The following is a 15,896-nucleotide window of genomic DNA, read 5'->3' as shown; positions in this document are numbered from 1 at the left end:
AAGGTTAACGACGGGGCCGGCATCGACCGACGGGGACCACCCGGCGGGGTCGTGCACAGGTGGGCGGGCGGGCGGTTCCGGATCCCCGGCCGCTTGCTCGGCGGGCCCGGTGAGCACCTAGGCTGACGCCATGCAGGAGCAGCCCGAGCCGGCCCTCGCGCCGGGTCTGACCGCCCAGGTCGAGTTGACGGTCACCGACGCGGACACCGCCCAGGCGGTCGGTTCCGGGGACGTACCGGTGCTGGGCACTCCCCGGGTGCTGGCGCTGGCCGAGGCGGCCACCGTCGCGGCGACGGCGACCGGGATGCCGTCCGGTTCGACGACGGTGGGCACCCGGATCGAGTTGGAGCACCTGGCGCCGACGGTGGTCGGCCGGACGGTCCGTGCGCAGGCGCTGCTGGCGGCCGTCGACGGCCGCCGGTTGTCGTTCGAGGTCACGGTCAGCGACGGGGACCAGACGGTGGCCCGGGGTCGGGTGGAACGGATCCTCGTCGACCGGGCACGTTTCGTCGAGCGCGCCGGGCGGGCGTCGTGAACGCCGGCTTCGCCGAGGTCGCCGACCGGGTGTACGTGCTGGCTGAGCCGCTGCTGCGGGTCAACGTCACACTGGTCGTCGGCGACGACGAGGCGCTGGTGGTCGACACGCTCTCGTCGGCCGCCCAGGCCACCGAGCTGGCCGGGGCCGTCCGGGCGGTCACTGACCGTCCGTTGACGCTGGTCAACACCCATCACCACTACGACCACTGCTTCGGCAACGCGGTACTGGCCGGCGACCCACCCCGCCCGGTGTACGCGCACGAGCTGGCCGCCGCCGCCCTGCGCGAGGAGCCGGAGCGGCTGCGCCGGGAGGCGTACGAGGAGTTGCGCACGCAGCATCCCACGCTCGCCGCGGAGCTGGCCGACACCCCGCTGCTCGCCCCGACGCACACCGTGCACGTCGAGACGGTCCTCGACCTGGGCGGCCGACGGGTGCTGCTGCGACACCCGGGGCGGGGGCACACCGAGGCCGACCTGGTGGTGCACGTGCCGGACGCCGACGTGCTGGTCGCCGGGGACCTGGTGGAGCAGAGCGGCCCGCCCGCCTTCGAGGACTCGTACCCCCTGCAGTGGCCGGACGCGGTCGCGGACCTGCTGCGGCTGACCACCGCGCGCACCGTGGTGGTCCCGGGCCACGGCGACCCGGTGGACGTCGACTTCGTCCGGGCCCAGCACGCGGAGCTGGCGAAGCTGGCCTGGCTGATCCGGGCCGCGCACACCGGCAGCGCCCCGCCGGAGCGGGTGGCCGCCGAGGCCCCGTTCGGCGCCCGCCCCGCCCTGGTCGCCGCCCACCGTGGCTACCTCGAACTGACCGGCACGGCCTGACCGCCTACACCGACGTACGGCGCCACTGCTGGTGGGTGCCGGTGCCGCAGGTCCACTGGGCGAGGCGGGCACCGTCGGTGGTGGCGGCGTTGAGCACCTCCAGGCACTTGCCGCTGTGCCGGGCGACGAGCTGCACGTACCCCGAGCCGACATCCTGTACGCGCCACTGCTGGTTGGTGCCGCCGTTGCAGCTCCACTGGATCACGCGGACCCCGTCGGCGGTCGCGGTCGCGCCGCCGTACACGTCGAGGCACTTGCCGCTGTGCACACTGATCACCGTCTGGTAACCCCCACCCGCATCCTGGAACCGCCACCGCTGGTTGGGTTGACCGTTCGCGGCCCACTGCACCACGTCGGCGCCGTCGGTGGTCGCGTTGTTGTACACGTCCAGCAGCTTGCCGCTGTGCCGCGCGGTGACGGTGTACGCGGTGGGTACCGGCACCGTGGTGTCCGGGGCCAGCCGGTACAGCCCGGACCCGTGGGCCGGGAGCGACCGGGTGAGGGTGCCGGTCACCGTGCCGAGTGCCGCGCCGGACCACAGGTCGGTCACGGCGGCCGACCCGATCCCGAGGTCGGCGAGGTTCACCGACACCTGTGCCGCGCTGCTGTTGCGGTTGAAGAGGGCGACGTAGCGATGGTTGCTGCCCGGCACGTCGGCGGCCCACACCTGCTGGCTGCCGCCGTAGAGCTGGCGGTTGTTAGTGCTGTTCTGGTTGACCCCGATGACCGCGGCGTTGGTCATCAACGCCAGCTCCGCGGCGCGGTTCTCGACCAGGTTGCCGCCCCACATCAGCGGCGCACGGTTGATCGCCCAGAGCGACATCAGGGTGCGCTGCTCGTCGGAGGTCAGGTTGGAGTATCGCGGCGACCCCACCGGCCCGTACTTGGAGAGCCGGCCGATCGGGATCATGTCGGCGTCGGGCCAGGCGCCGGTGGCGCGGTACGGGGTCCAGTTGCGCAGTTGGTCGAAGAGCGCGTCCACCGACGACCAGTTGTCCCACAGGTCGTTGACGATCCGCCACATGTGCGCGTTGGCCTGGACGTGTGCGCCGCTGGCCAGCGAGGTCGGGCCGGGTGACAGGCTCAGCACCATCGGCCGGCCGCTGCGCTGGATGGCCAGGCGGTACCCCTCGACCTCCGACTGCCGGTAGGTCGGGGCGGCGATGTCGTCCACCTTCACGTAGTCGACGCCCCAAGAGGCCAGCAGCTGGAACATCGAGTCGAGGTAGGTCTGCGCGCACTGGTTGGCCATGTTCAGGCCCCACATCAGGTTGAGCCAGGCCGCGGTGGTGCTGTTGTTGACCTGGTTGGCGCGGCAGGTGGTGCCGAGGACCGGAACATTGTCGGCAACCGCCTGGCGGGGAATGCCACGCATCAGGTGGACGCCGAACTTCAGCCCCTTCTGGTGGACGTAGTCGGCCAGCGGTTTGAACCCGTTGTCACCGGCGGCGGAGGGGAACCGGGTGGTGTCCGGCAGCAGCCGCCCGTTGGCGTCCATCCGGAGCCGGGGTTGCAGGTTCGCGTCCTGGTTGGGGCTGTTGTTGTGCCGACCGGGGTAGTACCAGGCCCAGTCGATCACCACGTACTCCCAGCCGAACTGCCGCAGGTTGGTGGCCATGTAGTCGGCGTTGGCCCTGACGTCAGCCTCGGTGACGCTCCAGTTGAACGAGTCGTAGCTGTTCCACCCCATCGGCGGGGTGTCGGCCACCCCGTTGTCCCACGCGACCGCCCGCTCGGGTGGGTCGGCGGCGACCACTCCGGCGGCAACGAGAAGCACGACCAGCAGGGCCGCGACGCGGCGGAACGCCAGAGGAACCAGGACCACCCGCATCAGAGCCTCCCCGAGAACAGCACGTTTCCATCGTGCATCATCGATGTTAACGTTCACAAATCCCCGAGGTCAACCCACGCCCCCACCCGCCATCCCGCGCCGATCTTGCACTTTCTGCGGCGCCAAACATGGGCAAAGCTGCCCAATCGCCAACCGAAAGTGCAAGATCGGCGGAGTGAGGGCGGGGGCGCGGGGGCGCGCGGGGGGGGGGGGGTGAGGTCAGGGGTTGAAGCGGTTTTGGACGGCGGCGCGGGTGGGCATGGCGGTGGCACCGCCCGGGGACTCACAGACCAGGCCGGCCACCCGCAGGGCGAAGGCCACCCGGTCGACCCAGCCCGACGGGTTCTCCGGTTCGCCGTTGACGAGCAGATCGGCGATGAGCGCGGCCATCACCGAGTCGCCCGCGCCGGTGGCGTCGATCGCGGTGACCTTGGGAGCCGGAACTCGGACCGGGTCAGCGTTGGCGGCTGCCAGTACCGCACCCGCCGCGCCGAGCGTCACCACCACCGTGGCCGCCCCCAGCTCGCGCAGGTACGCCGCCACCCCCTCCACCGGCTCACCGGGATAGAGCAGGACGGCGTCGGCAGCGCTCAGCTTGACCAGGTGCGCGCCGGCCGCGAACTCCGCCACCACCTCGCGTAACCCTTCCAGCGCGCCCGGCCCGGTCAGCAGCCGGGGACGGACGTTCGGGTCGAAGACCCGCAGGCCCGTGGCGAGCGACCAGGCACGTCGGGCAGCGGCCAGCGTGCCGGGTTGGAGCAGCACTATCGAGCCGCAGTAGAGCACGTCGGCACCCTCCAGCAGCGCCAGCTCCAGATCGTCGGGGCCGAGCAGTCCGTAGGAGGCCGGTTCGCCGTAGAAACGGAAATCCGGTTCCGGCCCGGCATACGTGACGACCGCCAGCGTGGTCGGCGCGGGCACCGTGATCGCACCGGCCACCCCGACGTCGGCCGCGGTGAGGAACGCGCGGATCCGGCCGCCCAGCGCGTCATCACCGAGCGAGCCGACGAACTGTGCCGCGCCGCCGAGTCGGGCCACCCCGACCGCGACGTTGAGCGGCCCACCGCCGATGGCCTGCCGGTAGACCCGCTCCCCGTCCACCTCGCTGTCGAGCAGGTCGACGAGCGCTTCGCCGAGCACCACCGCGTATCCCATGCCGTTCCTCTCGTCGTCGCCGGCCGCCGCTCGCCGAACCGATCGCCGTGGCACCAGGCTGGCACAGCGCGCGCCCCGATGGGCGCCGAAGGCCCGGCACCGACGGGCGCGCTACCCCGACCGGTGGATCGGCCCGTCGAGCGCGGCGAGAGGGCGGCCGGTGCCGCCCCACCGGGCCGCGACGATCTGCGCGGCCACACTCACCGCGGTCTCCTCAGGGGTACGACCACCGAGGTCCAACCCGATCGGTGAGGCGATCCGGGACAGCTGCTGCGGGCTGAGCCCCGCCTCGGTCAGCAGCTTGTGCCGCTCGTCGTGGGTGCGCCGTGAGCCCATCGCGCCGACGTACGCCAGCGGCTGGCGCAGCGCCAACTCCAGCAACGGCACGTCGAACTTCGGGTCGTGGGTCAACACGCACACCACAGTGCGCTCGTCGAGTCGACCGGCCGCCACCTCGGTAGCCAGGTAGCGGTGCGGCCACTGCACCACCACCTCGTCCGCCCCGGGAAGACGTCGCGCGGTGGCGAAGACCCGCCGGGCGTCGCAGACAGTGACCCGGTAGCCGAGGAACGCGCCGATCCGGGCCACCGCGGCAGCGAAGTCGATCGCCCCGAAGACGATCATCCGGGGCGGCGTGGCGTACGTGGTCACGAAGAGACTGACGCCGTTGCCTCGGCGCTGCCCGTGGTATCCGTACCGGAGCATCCCGCTGCGCCCCGCGGCGAGCAGCCCGAGGGTGTCGGCGCTGGCGGCGTCGTCGAGCCGGTCGTCGCCGAGCGAGCCGACGCGGCGCTGGCCGGTCAGCACCAGCCGCCGGCCGAGCCGCCGGGCCGGGTCGCTCGCCCCGGCGGGGTCAGCGGCGGCCGGCGAATCATGGGCGTCGGCCGGTCGGCGGCCGGCGTCGGCGGCCGGTGTGTTGGTGGCGTCATCGACCGGTCGGCTCCCGGCGTCGGCGGCGACGCAGGTGGCGTCGGCGGTCGGTGGGTGGTGGGCGTCGGCGGCGACGCAGGTGACGACTGCCGCCGGGTGGCCGTCGCGGCGGGCGGCGGCGACCGCGTCCAGCGCCGGCAGGGCGCTCGCGTCGACACGCTCGACGAACACGTCGAGGATGCCGCCGCAGGTCAGGCCCACGGCGTAGGCGTCATCGTCGCTGATCCCGTAGCGGCGCAGCTCGGGTTGGCCGGTGTCGAGCACCCGGCGGGCCCGTTCGTAGAGATCCGCCTCGACGCAGCCGCCGGAGACGCTGCCGACGACGGTGCCGTCGGTCGTGACCACCATGGCGGCGCCGGGTGGCTGCGGGGCGGATTGCCAGGTGGCCACGACGGTGGCCAGCGCGACCGGCTCGCCGTCGCGGCACCGGCGGTGCACCTCGTCGAACACGTTCGGCACCGGCGGCCGCCTCTCCGTTCCCGCTCCCCGTAGGCAGGATATGGCGTTCAACGGCGACCGGCGGGTCTTCTCCTGCATCGAGCAATGCCTATTGCGCCCGCCCGGTACGGCATGGTGGGATGACGCGTACCGGGCGGTGCGAGGGCTGCGGCGCCGCCGGTTGCCGGGTTGGTTAGACGCGAGGGCACCGGTCCAGGACAGGACCGTCGACGGCGCACGTCCACCGGCCGATTCCGCCGGGGCACGTCGCTGTGATCGTCGCACCGCTCACGACAGCGGGGCGATCAGGCCACATCCCACCCGATTGCGGCGAGGCGGCTCAGGCAGCGCGCCTCGCGAGTCAGGAGAACCCGTGAATCGTTCCCGTACGGCCGCGTTACTCACCGCGGCCGTGACCCTCGCGCTGGGCGCTGTCGCCGTGGCGTCCGGTCCGGCCACCGCGCACGGCGCGGCGATGACGCCGGGCAGCCGCACGTACCTGTGCTGGCAGGACGGCCGCAGCCAGACCGGTGAGATCAGGCCGAACAACCCCGCGTGCGCCGCCGCGGTGGCGCAGAGCGGGGCGAACTCGCTCTACAACTGGTTCAGCGTGCTGCGCTCCGACGCGGGTGGCCGGACCACCGGCTTCATCCCGGACGGGCAACTGTGCAGCGGCGGCAACTCCGGTTTCCGCGGCTACGACCTGCCCCGCACCGACTGGCCGCTGACCCACCTGACCGCCGGGGCGCGGTTGGACTTCAAGTACAGCAACTGGGCGCACCACCCGGGCACGTTCTACTTCTACGTCACGAAGGACAGCTGGAGCCCGACCCGGGCGCTGGCCTGGAGTGACCTGGAGCAGCCGTTCCTCACGGTGACCAACCCGCCGCAGCGCGGCAGCGTCGGCAGCAACGACGGGCACTACTACTTCAGCGGCAACCTGCCGTCGGGTAAGAGTGGCCGGCACATCATCTACTCCCGTTGGGTCCGCTCGGACTCGCAGGAGAACTTCTTCGGCTGCTCCGACGTGACCTTCGACGGCGGCAGCGGCCAGGTCACCGGCGTGGGTCCGGGTGGTACGCCGACCGACCCGCCGACCGACCCCACCGATCCGCCGACCGACCCGACGGATCCGCCGACCGACCCGACCACCCCGCCGCCGTCCGGCGGTGCATGCATGGCGGCCTACAAGGTGAGCAGCTCCTGGCAGGGCGGCTTCCAGGGCGAGGTCACGATCATGAACCACGGCAGCACGCCGTTCTCCGGTTGGACCGCGAACTGGACCTGGCCCAACGGGCAATCGATCAGTCAGATCTGGGGTGCCACCCAGACGTCGTCCGGTTCAACGGTGACAGCGACAAACGTCGCCTACAACGGCACCGTCGCACCGGAGGGCAGCACGACGTTCGGCTTCCTGGCCAGCAGCACAGGAACGAACGGACTTCCCACTGTCACGTGCGCCGGCCGCTGACCACCACCTGAAATGATCAAGAGGTTTGCGTCACCCGGAGTGCTTCCGGTGACGCAAACCTCTTGATCAACAGGGTGGGGCGTGGGTCAGCGGACCATGGAACCGACCACCGGCTTCGTGAGCAGCGCGGACTGGTTGCGCTGGATACCCGGGTCGAGCGTCTTGGCCACGAAGATCGCGTGCCAGATGCAGAAGATCAGCACCGTCCACACCTTGCGGGAGTGGTCGGCCTCCTCCCGCTTGTGCTCGTCGAGCAGCCGCAGCGCGTACGACAGGTCGAGCAGATCGCCCGCACCCGAGGTGCTGAGCACGTGCCGGGCCCACTCGTACATCTCGCCGCGCAGCCAGACCCGGGTCGGGGTCGGGAAGCCCAGCTTTTTGCGGTTGACGATGGCCGGCGGCACGACCCCCTGCAACGCCTGGCGCATCGCGTACTTGGTGGCGTCCGAGCGCGGCGGCAGCTTCAGGTCCACCGGGATCTTCGCCGCGACGTCGAAGACCTCGCGGTCGAGGAACGGCACCCGCACCTCCAGCGAGTGCGACATCGAGATCCGGTCGGCCTTGACCAGAATGTCGCCGCGCAGCCAGGTGTAGAGGTCGACGTACTGCATCTTGGTGACGTCGTCCAGCTCCGTGCACTCGGCGTAGATCGGGGCGGTGACATCCGTGTAGCGCACCGAGGGGTCGTAGCGGCGCATCAACTGCTGCTTCTCCTCCTCGGTGAACATCCGGGCGTTGCCGTAGTAACGCTCCTCGATCGGGGTGGTGCCGCGCTCCAGGAAGCTCTTGCCCTTGACCCCCTGCGGGATCGCCCTGGAGACCGCGCGCAGCCCCTTCTGCACCCCGCCGGGCAGGCCGTTGACGGTGCCCAGCGACAGCGGCTCCCGGTAGATCGTGTAGCCGCCGAAGAACTCGTCGGCGCCCTCACCGGAGAGCACCACGGTGACGTGCTCGGCGGCCTTCTTGGCCACGAAGTAGAGCGGCACCAGCGCCGGGTCGGCCACCGGGTCGTCCAGGTGCCACACGATCTTCGGCAGCGCGTCGATCATGTCCTGCGGGCCGATCTTGGTGGGGATCGTGGTGACGTCCAGGTGCCGGGCCGAGTCCTGCGCGACGTCGATCTCCGAGTAACCCGGCACGTCGTAGCCGACGGTGAAGGTGAGGATGTTCGGGTTGAACTCCCGGGCCAGCGCCACCACAGCCGTCGAGTCGATGCCGCTGGACAGGAACGAGCCGACCGGCACGTCCGAGCGCATGTGCATGCGCACGCTCTCCCGCAGCGTCTCCCGGATCTCGTGGTAGAGCTTCTGCTCGTCGTCCACCGGCGCCGGCCGGAACACCGGCCGGTACCACCGACGCACGTCGATCCGCCCGCCCGGGGTCCAGTTCAGGTACTCCCCCGAACCGATCCGGCTGATCCCCTTGTGCAGGGTGCCCGGCTCGGGGACGTACTGCAGGGTCAGGTAGTGGCTCAGGTTGGCCGTGTCGACGCCCGCGTCGCCCTGGTAGTTGCTGTGCGCGAACGGCAGCAGCGCCTTCTTCTCCGAGGCCAGGTAGAGGCCGTCGGCGGTCTCCAGGTAGTGCATCGGCTTGATGCCGAAGTAGTCGCGGGCACCGAACGCCCGGCGCTCCTGCCGGTCCCAGATGACGAAGGCGAACATGCCCCGCAGGCGGGTGAGCACCTGCTCACCCCAGAAGTGGTAGCCCGCAACGATCACCTCGCCGTCACCGGCGGTGGCGAACTGGGCACCGAAGTTCCTGATCAACTCCTCGCGCAGCTCGATGTAGTTGTAGATCTCGCCGTTGAAGGTCAGCAGGTAACGGCCGTTCGCGTAGGGCAGTGGCTCGTGGCTCGACGCGACGTCGATGATGGCCAGCCGCTTGTGGGCGAACACGCCGTCCGCGTACCGGCCGGAGGCGTCGCCGACCACCTCGACCCCGGTCTCGTCGGGGCCGCGGTGGTGCAGGCATTCCAACGCTCCGGCGATGTGGTCGCGGTGCGCCGCGGCGTTGCCGTTCGCGCTGAAGAAGGCCAGAAGTCCGCACATGGTCGTCATCTTTCCACGCGCGCTGTCGGCCCTTGCAGCCGTCCGTCGATCCACCCGACTCCCGGGGGGCGTTACCGCCAACCGGACGCGCGGTACCGTCGGGACCAGCAACGAAGCGGAGGGAGCGGCGCAATGACCGAGGGACGCACCGACGGTACGCCAACGGACGGTACGGAATCGCACGATCCGGACTTCCCGGAGGCGTTCCTGTCCTTCATGCGGCAGGGCTGGCGCGACACCGCGCTCCCCGTGACGCCCCGCCCGGAGACCCCCAACTACGCCAAGCGGCGGGCTGCCCTCTCGGCGGCCTTCCCCGGCGAGACGCTGGTGATCCCCACCGGCACCGAGAAGGTCCGGGCCAACGACACCGACTACCCGTTCCGGCCGGGCAGCGACTTCGCCTACCTGACCGGCGACCACGACGCCGACAGCGTGCTGGTGCTGCGCCCCAACGGCTCCGGGCACGACGCGATGCTGTACATGCGGCCCCGGTCCTCCCGGGAGACCGACGAGTTCTTCCGCAGCCGCAACGGCGAGCTGTGGGTGGGCCGGCGGCACACCCTCGCCGAGAAGTCGACCGAGCTGGGCCTGCCCACCGCTGACCTGACCGGCCTGGAGGCGACGCTCGCCGACCTGGCTCCGGGGCGTACCCGTGTGTTGCGCGGTTTCGACGCCCAGGTGGACGCGGCCGTCCGCCCCTATGACGGGCCGCGCGCCGACGGCCAACCGGCCCGGGACCGGGAGCTGGCGATCGCCATCTCGGAATTGAAGCTGGTCAAGGACGAGTGGGAGATCGGCCAACTCCAGGACGCGATCGACGCCACCGTCCGCGGCTTCGAGGACGTGGCCCGGATCCTGCCGGCCGACCGGGCGGTCTCCGAGCGGCTGCTGGAGGGTGTCTTCGCGCTGCGGGCCCGCCACGACGGCAACGACGTCGGGTACAGCTCGATCGTCGGTGCCGGCGAGCACGCCACCATCCTGCACTGGGTGCACAACCACGGCGCCACCCGACCGGGTGACCTGCTGCTGATGGACATGGGTGTCGAGGGCCGCAACCTCTACACCGCCGACGTGACCCGGGTGCTCCCGGTGAACGGGCGGTTCACCGCCCTGCAACGCCAGGTCTACGACATCGTGTACGCCTCGCAGCAGGCCGGCATCGAGGCCATCCGCCCCGGGGTGAAGTTCAAGGACGTCCACCTGACCTGCATGCGGGTGCTCGCCGAAGGGCTGTCCGACCTGGGCCTGCTGCCGGTGAGCGTGGACGAGGCGATGGACGAGAAGTCGACCGTCTACCGCCGGTGGACACTGCACGGCTTCGGGCACATGCTCGGCATCGACGTGCACGACTGCTCCAACGCCCGCAAGGAGACCTACCGCGACGGCGCGCTGGGCGAGGGTTACGTGCTCACCGTCGAGCCCGGTCTGTACTTCCAGCCGGAGGACGAGCTGGTCCCCGCCGAACTGCGCGGCGTCGGCATCCGAATCGAGGACGACGTGCTGGTCACCGCGACCGGCGCGGTGAACCTGTCGGCCGGGCTGCCCCGCACCTCTGACGAGGTGGAAACCTGGCTCGCCGAACAGCGCGAAGCCGGCCCCCGCCTACCCGGCTAACCCGCCCCGCCCCTGGCCAGCCCGGCCAGGCCCGCCCCTGGCCCGCCCGGCCCCGGCCCGCCCGGCCCTGGCCCACCCGGCCCTGGCCCACCCGGCCCCGGCCCACCCGGCCCCGGCCCACCCGGCCCCGGCCCACCCCGCCCCGGCCCACCAAGCCCCGGCCCGTCGACTGACGGGCCGGGGCTTGGCCCGCCTGGACCCTGCCCGCCCAGCCCCTGGTCCACCGGAGCTCCGGCCCCACCAGGCCCCGGCCCGTCGACTGACGGGCCGGGGCCTGGCCCGTCTGGCCCCACCCCGCCAGGATGTGGACGTGGCCCCTGGTCCGCCTGGCCCTCGCCTGAGGGCCGGGTTGAGCCCCGCCCGTGATCCACTCGGTTTTCTTGAAGTCGTGCCATCCGCGTCGCTCGGATACCGCGTTATCAGGAAAACCGAGTGGATCACGCTGCAGGGGACAAGCGGTGTTCGGTATCCGCACACCGCGACGGCCGCATCCGCGACAGCGACGGCCGTACACCGTCGTCCCCCGACATCATCGCCATTCAACCTCGCGGCGGCCGACCTCGCCGTCGGCCCGGCCTCGCCGTCGCCCCGACCTCGCCGTCGCCCCGACCTCGCCGTCCCCCCGACCTCGCCGTCGGCCCGACCTCGCCGCAGGCCACCCTGCGACAGACCGACCCCCGCACCACAAGGCCACCCCGCGACAGACCCCGCCGCACCAGGCCAACCCTGCGCCACGCCGACCCCGCGCCACACAACCCCGCGACAGACCCCCGCACCACCAGACCACCCCAAGACAGGCCGACCCCGCGGCAACCCCGCGACACCAGGCCACCCCGCGACACCAGGCCGCCCCGCGACATCCGACCCCGCGACAGGCCCACGGCTCTCTGGTCCGGACGAGGCCCACCGAGCCGGCCCGAGCTAGGCCCCGGGGCAGAACCGGCCGCACCGCCAGTCGGCGTTTGTGCTGGTAGTGACCTTCTTCTGCCAGCCCGGACGGGTTGATGACCCATGTCCGCCCTGCGCCCAATGTGTGGTTATCTCGGATCCGTCCGCATCGCGAAGATGGTTCTCATACGGTGGGGATCAGTTGGCTACAACCCATTTGTAGCCGGTCGTGGCGCCTCGGGCGGTGCGATCCCGTCTGTAGTAGGAAAGGGCGGAAGGCTCTGATGTCCAACGACGTAACGAGTACCGACGGCGGGGCGTCGACAGCTCCGCCGACACGACGAAGGCGGGCGCTCTGGGTCGCCGGTGTGGCCGGGTTGACCGGGGTGGTCGGCCTGGCGGCGCTCGGCGGCGTCGCCGCTCGAGACGACAAGCCGAAGTCCGACCAGGTGTCCGACGCGCAGCCGTCGACCAACCGGCAGACCGTCAGCGACGACGGCGGTGCGGACAAGAACGGCACCAAGGACGATGGCGGTCAGGACGACGAGTGGAGCGGCGGCGACTGGAGCGGCTTCGACGACCACCCCGGCAAGGACAGCAAAGACGGCAAGGACGGGAAGGACGGCAAGCACGACGAGAAGGACCGCGCCAAACAGGTCCCGTGCGACTCCGACAAGCTGATCCAGGCGATCACGTTCGCCAACAACGAGAACGGTGGCGTGTTGGAGCTGGCCAAGGGCTGCACCTACACCCTGACCCGCAACCAGGACGGCAACGGCCTCCCGTTGATCACCGAGCACATCACCCTGAAGGGTGAGCACACCACCATCGGACGGGATGCCACGGCGGACTACTTCCGCATCCTCAACGTCGGCGCCGGCGGCCACCTCACCCTCAAGGGGCTGAGCATCAGGGGTGGCCAGACCCTTCAGCCCTCGATGACCGCCGACCCGGCGACGGTCTGGGCGCCGTACTCGGCTGCGGTCCGCTCGACGGTGGCCAAGCCGCCGGCCACTGCCGCACCCGGGACCGAGTCACCGGCGGCAGCGGCGAAGCCCACGGCCACCGCCGCCAAACCGGCCGCGAAACCCGCCGCCAAGCCGGTCGCCAAGCCGGCCGCGAAGGCCACCACCAAGGCAGCACCCGCGAAAGCCACCACCAAGGCAGCACCCGCCAAGGCGACACCGACCAAGGCCGCTACGACAGCAAAGGCCGCCACGGCGACAGCCGCCAAGCCGGTAGCCGCACCGGCGAAGCCGACGGGTGCCGGGCCGGCGGTGACGCCGCTGGTCGAGCAGCCTGGGTTCACCGACGGCGCGGGGGTGCTGGTGCAGCCCGGTGGCCGCGCGGAGATCCTGGACAGCGAGTTGCTCTACAACCAGGCCGGCGGCAACGGCGGCGGGTTGGCCAACTTCGGCAACACCAGGCTCAGCAAGACGACGGTCGCGCACAACACCGCCTTCTTCTTCGGTGGCGGCATCTTCAACGCCGGCGTCCTCCAGGTCGACGAGTCGAAGATCAAGGACAACACCGGGATCATCGGCGGCGGTGGCATCGCCAACGGCGCGCCGCGGATCTTCACCGAGGACGTCGACGGCGGCGCGGTCTGGGTCTACAAGAGCGAGGTCACCGACAACGAGACGCTCGGATTCGGCGGCGGTGTCCTGGACGTCGGGGGCACCACGACGTTGCACCAGACGACGGTCAGTGACAACACCGCGGTTCTCGCCGGTGGTGGCGTCGCGGTGGCCGACAGCCAGCTCACGCTCAAGGACGCCACGGTGGCCAAGAACAGCACCGCTGGCGTGGGTGGCGGCGTGGCGGTGGCTTTCGACAGCGTCGCGACGATCGAGGACAGCAGGATCAAGGACAACACCGCAGGGTTCTTCGGTGCCGGTCTCTACAACGACGACAGCGTCACCACGCTGCGCGACAGCGAGGTGGTGGGCAACCGGGCGGTCGGCCCGTTCGCTCGCGGTGGCGGCATCTTCAACACCGAGGGGAGCGAGGTCACGCTCCACCGGACGACGGTGGCGCACAACTTCTCCACCCTCCCGCCGGGGGGCATCTTCAACAGCCTCGGCGGCACCGTGACGCTTGACGACAAGTCCGCGGTCACTGCCAACCGTCCGACCAACTGCTTCAACGTTTCGGACTGCTTCGCCTGATCGGGTGGGGCTGATCCACATAGAGGGCGCGCCCCTCCGAGCCGGTGACGGTTCGGAGGGGCGTACCCATTTGGGCAGGTCACAGGGCGCTCGGCCGGCTTGGGCAGTGGTGTGTCGGTCCGGACCCCGGTGGGGGCAACATGAACCGAATGTGGGCTTCTCTCGGATAAGCCCGCGAGGCGAGGAACCTTCTCATACGGTGGTTTTGGGAGCTACAACCGATTTGTAGCAGGGGACGCCCGTCTGACGGCGGCGACCCTGTCTGGTACGAGGAGAGGGCAGAGAGCTCCGATGTCCAACTACCTAACGAACAACGAAGCCTCCGGGCGGGCGGCGGCCAAGCGTCGCCGCAAGCTCTGGCTCGCCAGTGGCGTGGCCGGTTTGACGGGCGTGATCAGTCTCGCGGCGGTGGGCGTCGCGGGCAGCGCCGGTGCGGTCGGCTTGAACTGGAACACCACGCAGGTCAGCAAGGACGGCGACCAGCGGGGTGACGAGGGGCGCGACTGGGAGGACAAGAACCGGGACGACAAGGGCCGCGACGACAAGGGCCGCGACAAGGACCACGAGCGCGGGAAGGAGGTGCCCTGCGACACCGACAAGCTGATTCAGGCGATCGTGTTCGCCAACAACAAGCACGGCGGTGTGCTGGAGCTGGCCAAGGGCTGCACCTACAACCTGAGCCGCAACGACTACGAGGGCAACGGCCTGCCGGTGATCACCGAGCGGATCACGCTCAAGGGCGAGCACACCACGATCGCTCGGGAAGCCACCGCTGACTACTTCCGGATCCTGAACGTCGGTGCCGGTGGTCACCTCACGATCAAGGGCCTGACCATCAAGGGTGGCCAGACCCTCGAGCTGTTCAACAGCGTCGAGCCGGCGGCCGTCTGGGCGTCCTACTCGGACTCCGAGGCGATCGCGGCTCAGGTGAAGGCGGGCGTTCCGCTGAACCAGGCGCTCACCGCCCGACAGGCCAACCCGAAGGCGGGCCTGAAGGCGGCACCCAAGGTCGCGGCCAAGGCCGCGCCGGCCGCTCAGGGCGGCGTCGTCACGCCGCTCGTCGAGTACCCGGATTCCACCGACGGTGCCGGCATCCTGGTCCAGCCGGGTGGCACCGCCGAGATCCTGGAGTCCGAGGTCGTCCTGAACCAGTCGGGCGGCAACGGTGGTGGTGTGGCCAACTTCGGCACCACGAAGATCTGGCACAGCACCGTCACCCGTAACACCGCCTTCTTCTTCGGTGGCGGCGTCTTCAACGCCGGCCTGCTCAAGGTCGAGGAGTCGAAGATCAAGGACAACACCGCCATCATCGGCGGTGGCGGCATCTCCAACGGCGCGGCGCCGATCTTCACCGACGACGTCAACGGCGGAACGGTCGAGCTCAAGAAGGCCGAGATCACCGACAACGAGACGCTGGGCTTCGGCGGCGGCTACCTCGACATCGAGGGCAACACCACGGCGTACGAGACCAAGTTCGTCTCGAACACCGCGGTCCTCGCTGGCGGCGGTATCGCTGCGGCGGACAGCCAGCTGAACCTGCACAACGTCTCGGTGGAGCGCAACAGCACCGCCGGTGTCGGTGGCGGTGTCGCCATCGCCTTCGGCAGCGCTGTCACGTTCGAGAAGAGCAGCATCAAGGACAACACCGCCGGCTTCTTCGGCGGCGGGCTCTTCAACACCCTGAGCGTCACCACGCTGCGCGACAGCGAGGTCGTCGGCAACCGGGCCATCGGCCCGATCGGGGTCGGCGGCGGCATCTTCAACATCTTCGGCGAGGTCAACCTGTCGAAGACGAAGGTCGCCCACAACTTCTCCACCTTCGAGCCGGGCGGTGTCTTCAGCTTCTTCGGAGACGTGAACGTGGACGACAAGTCCGCCATCACCGCGAACCGTCCGACCAACTGCCTGGCCATCCCGGGCGGCACCATCGAGAACTGCTTCGCCTGATCGGTCACCCTTGGGTGACGATGACTTAGCACCCTCGGGTGACC

The 15,896-nt window shown here is 70.5% G+C and carries 10 protein-coding genes; 6 read left to right on the top strand and 4 right to left on the bottom strand.

What is annotated here, in order from left to right; all coding sequences use genetic code 11:
- The first annotated feature begins 130 nt into the window (after nt 1-130).
- On the top strand, nt 131-535 hold the full coding sequence (locus tag AB0C03_RS16495) for a thioesterase family protein (RefSeq protein ID WP_030337812.1): 405 nt from the start codon (nt 131-133) through the stop codon (nt 533-535).
- Entirely contained in the window at nt 532-1,362 is an 831-nt protein-coding gene (locus tag AB0C03_RS16490) for an MBL fold metallo-hydrolase (protein ID WP_030337813.1), read from the top strand. The genes AB0C03_RS16495 and AB0C03_RS16490 overlap by 4 nt, the downstream gene beginning before the upstream one ends.
- Nucleotides 1,363-1,366: 4 nt before the next feature.
- Here the strand turns inward: AB0C03_RS16490 and AB0C03_RS16485 are convergent, their stop codons facing one another.
- The 3 genes from AB0C03_RS16485 to AB0C03_RS16475 form a co-directional block, all read right to left on the bottom strand.
- Nucleotides 1,367-3,193, bottom strand: coding sequence for an alpha-galactosidase (locus tag AB0C03_RS16485; protein WP_357637496.1), 1,827 nt, complete (start codon nt 3,191-3,193; stop codon nt 1,367-1,369).
- 219 nt (nt 3,194-3,412) lie between these two features.
- The gene (locus AB0C03_RS16480) at nt 3,413-4,348 is read right to left on the bottom strand and encodes a PfkB family carbohydrate kinase (protein ID WP_030337814.1); all 936 of its coding nucleotides are present in this window, start codon (nt 4,346-4,348) and stop codon (nt 3,413-3,415) included.
- A 111-nt stretch (nt 4,349-4,459) separates the two neighbouring features.
- Entirely contained in the window at nt 4,460-5,737 is a 1,278-nt protein-coding gene (locus AB0C03_RS16475) for an XdhC family protein (RefSeq protein WP_030337815.1), read from the bottom strand.
- 352 nt (nt 5,738-6,089) lie between these two features.
- Here AB0C03_RS16475 and AB0C03_RS16470 point away from each other — a divergent pair, with 352 nt between their 5' ends.
- Nucleotides 6,090-7,187 carry a lytic polysaccharide monooxygenase gene (locus AB0C03_RS16470; RefSeq protein ID WP_030337816.1) on the top strand — a complete coding sequence of 366 codons (1,098 nt, stop codon included), beginning with the start codon at nt 6,090-6,092 and terminating at the stop codon, nt 7,185-7,187.
- Between the two features lie 86 nt (nt 7,188-7,273).
- Here AB0C03_RS16470 and asnB read toward each other — a convergent pair whose 3' ends face one another.
- Nucleotides 7,274-9,235 carry an asparagine synthase (glutamine-hydrolyzing) gene (gene asnB / locus AB0C03_RS16465; protein ID WP_036412658.1) on the bottom strand — a complete coding sequence of 654 codons (1,962 nt, stop codon included), beginning with the start codon at nt 9,233-9,235 and terminating at the stop codon, nt 7,274-7,276.
- Between the two features lie 132 nt (nt 9,236-9,367).
- On the opposite strand from asnB, the gene AB0C03_RS16460 reads away from it, so the two are divergent.
- The 3 genes from AB0C03_RS16460 (at nt 9,368) to AB0C03_RS16450 (ending at nt 15,852) form a co-directional block, all read left to right on the top strand.
- Nucleotides 9,368-10,849: an aminopeptidase P family protein gene (locus tag AB0C03_RS16460; protein ID WP_357637491.1), complete on the top strand. Its 1,482-nt coding sequence runs from the start codon at nt 9,368-9,370 to the stop codon at nt 10,847-10,849.
- 1,172 nt (nt 10,850-12,021) lie between these two features.
- Nucleotides 12,022-13,905: a hypothetical protein gene (locus AB0C03_RS16455; RefSeq protein WP_357637489.1), complete on the top strand. Its 1,884-nt coding sequence runs from the start codon at nt 12,022-12,024 to the stop codon at nt 13,903-13,905.
- Nucleotides 13,906-14,196: 291 nt separating this feature from the next.
- Entirely contained in the window at nt 14,197-15,852 is a 1,656-nt protein-coding gene (locus tag AB0C03_RS16450) for a hypothetical protein (protein ID WP_030337820.1), read from the top strand.
- Nucleotides 15,853-15,896 lie beyond the last annotated feature (44 nt).

The sequence above is a fragment of the Micromonospora parva genome (assembly GCF_040649675.1).
Classification (GTDB): domain Bacteria; phylum Actinomycetota; class Actinomycetes; order Mycobacteriales; family Micromonosporaceae; genus Micromonospora; species Micromonospora parva.
The sequence above is the reverse complement of the archived record's forward strand: the minus strand, read 5'-3'. Positions and strand labels throughout refer to the sequence as shown.

Bases quoted from the DNA above. Each gene is read 5' to 3' on its own strand.
- AB0C03_RS16495 (WP_030337812.1), top strand. From the start codon at position 131: ATGCAGGAGCAGCCCGAGCCGGCCCTCGCGCCGGGTCTGACCGCCCAG.
- AB0C03_RS16485 (WP_357637496.1), bottom strand. From the start codon at position 3,193: ATGCGGGTGGTCCTGGTTCCTCTGGCGTTCCGCCGCGTCGCGGCCCTG.
- AB0C03_RS16480 (WP_030337814.1), bottom strand. From the start codon at position 4,348: ATGGGATACGCGGTGGTGCTCGGCGAAGCGCTCGTCGACCTGCTCGAC.
- asnB (WP_036412658.1), bottom strand. From the start codon at position 9,235: ATGTGCGGACTTCTGGCCTTCTTCAGCGCGAACGGCAACGCCGCGGCG.
- AB0C03_RS16460 (WP_357637491.1), top strand. From the start codon at position 9,368: ATGACCGAGGGACGCACCGACGGTACGCCAACGGACGGTACGGAATCG.
- AB0C03_RS16455 (WP_357637489.1), top strand. From the start codon at position 12,022: ATGTCCAACGACGTAACGAGTACCGACGGCGGGGCGTCGACAGCTCCG.
- AB0C03_RS16450 (WP_030337820.1), top strand. From the start codon at position 14,197: ATGTCCAACTACCTAACGAACAACGAAGCCTCCGGGCGGGCGGCGGCC.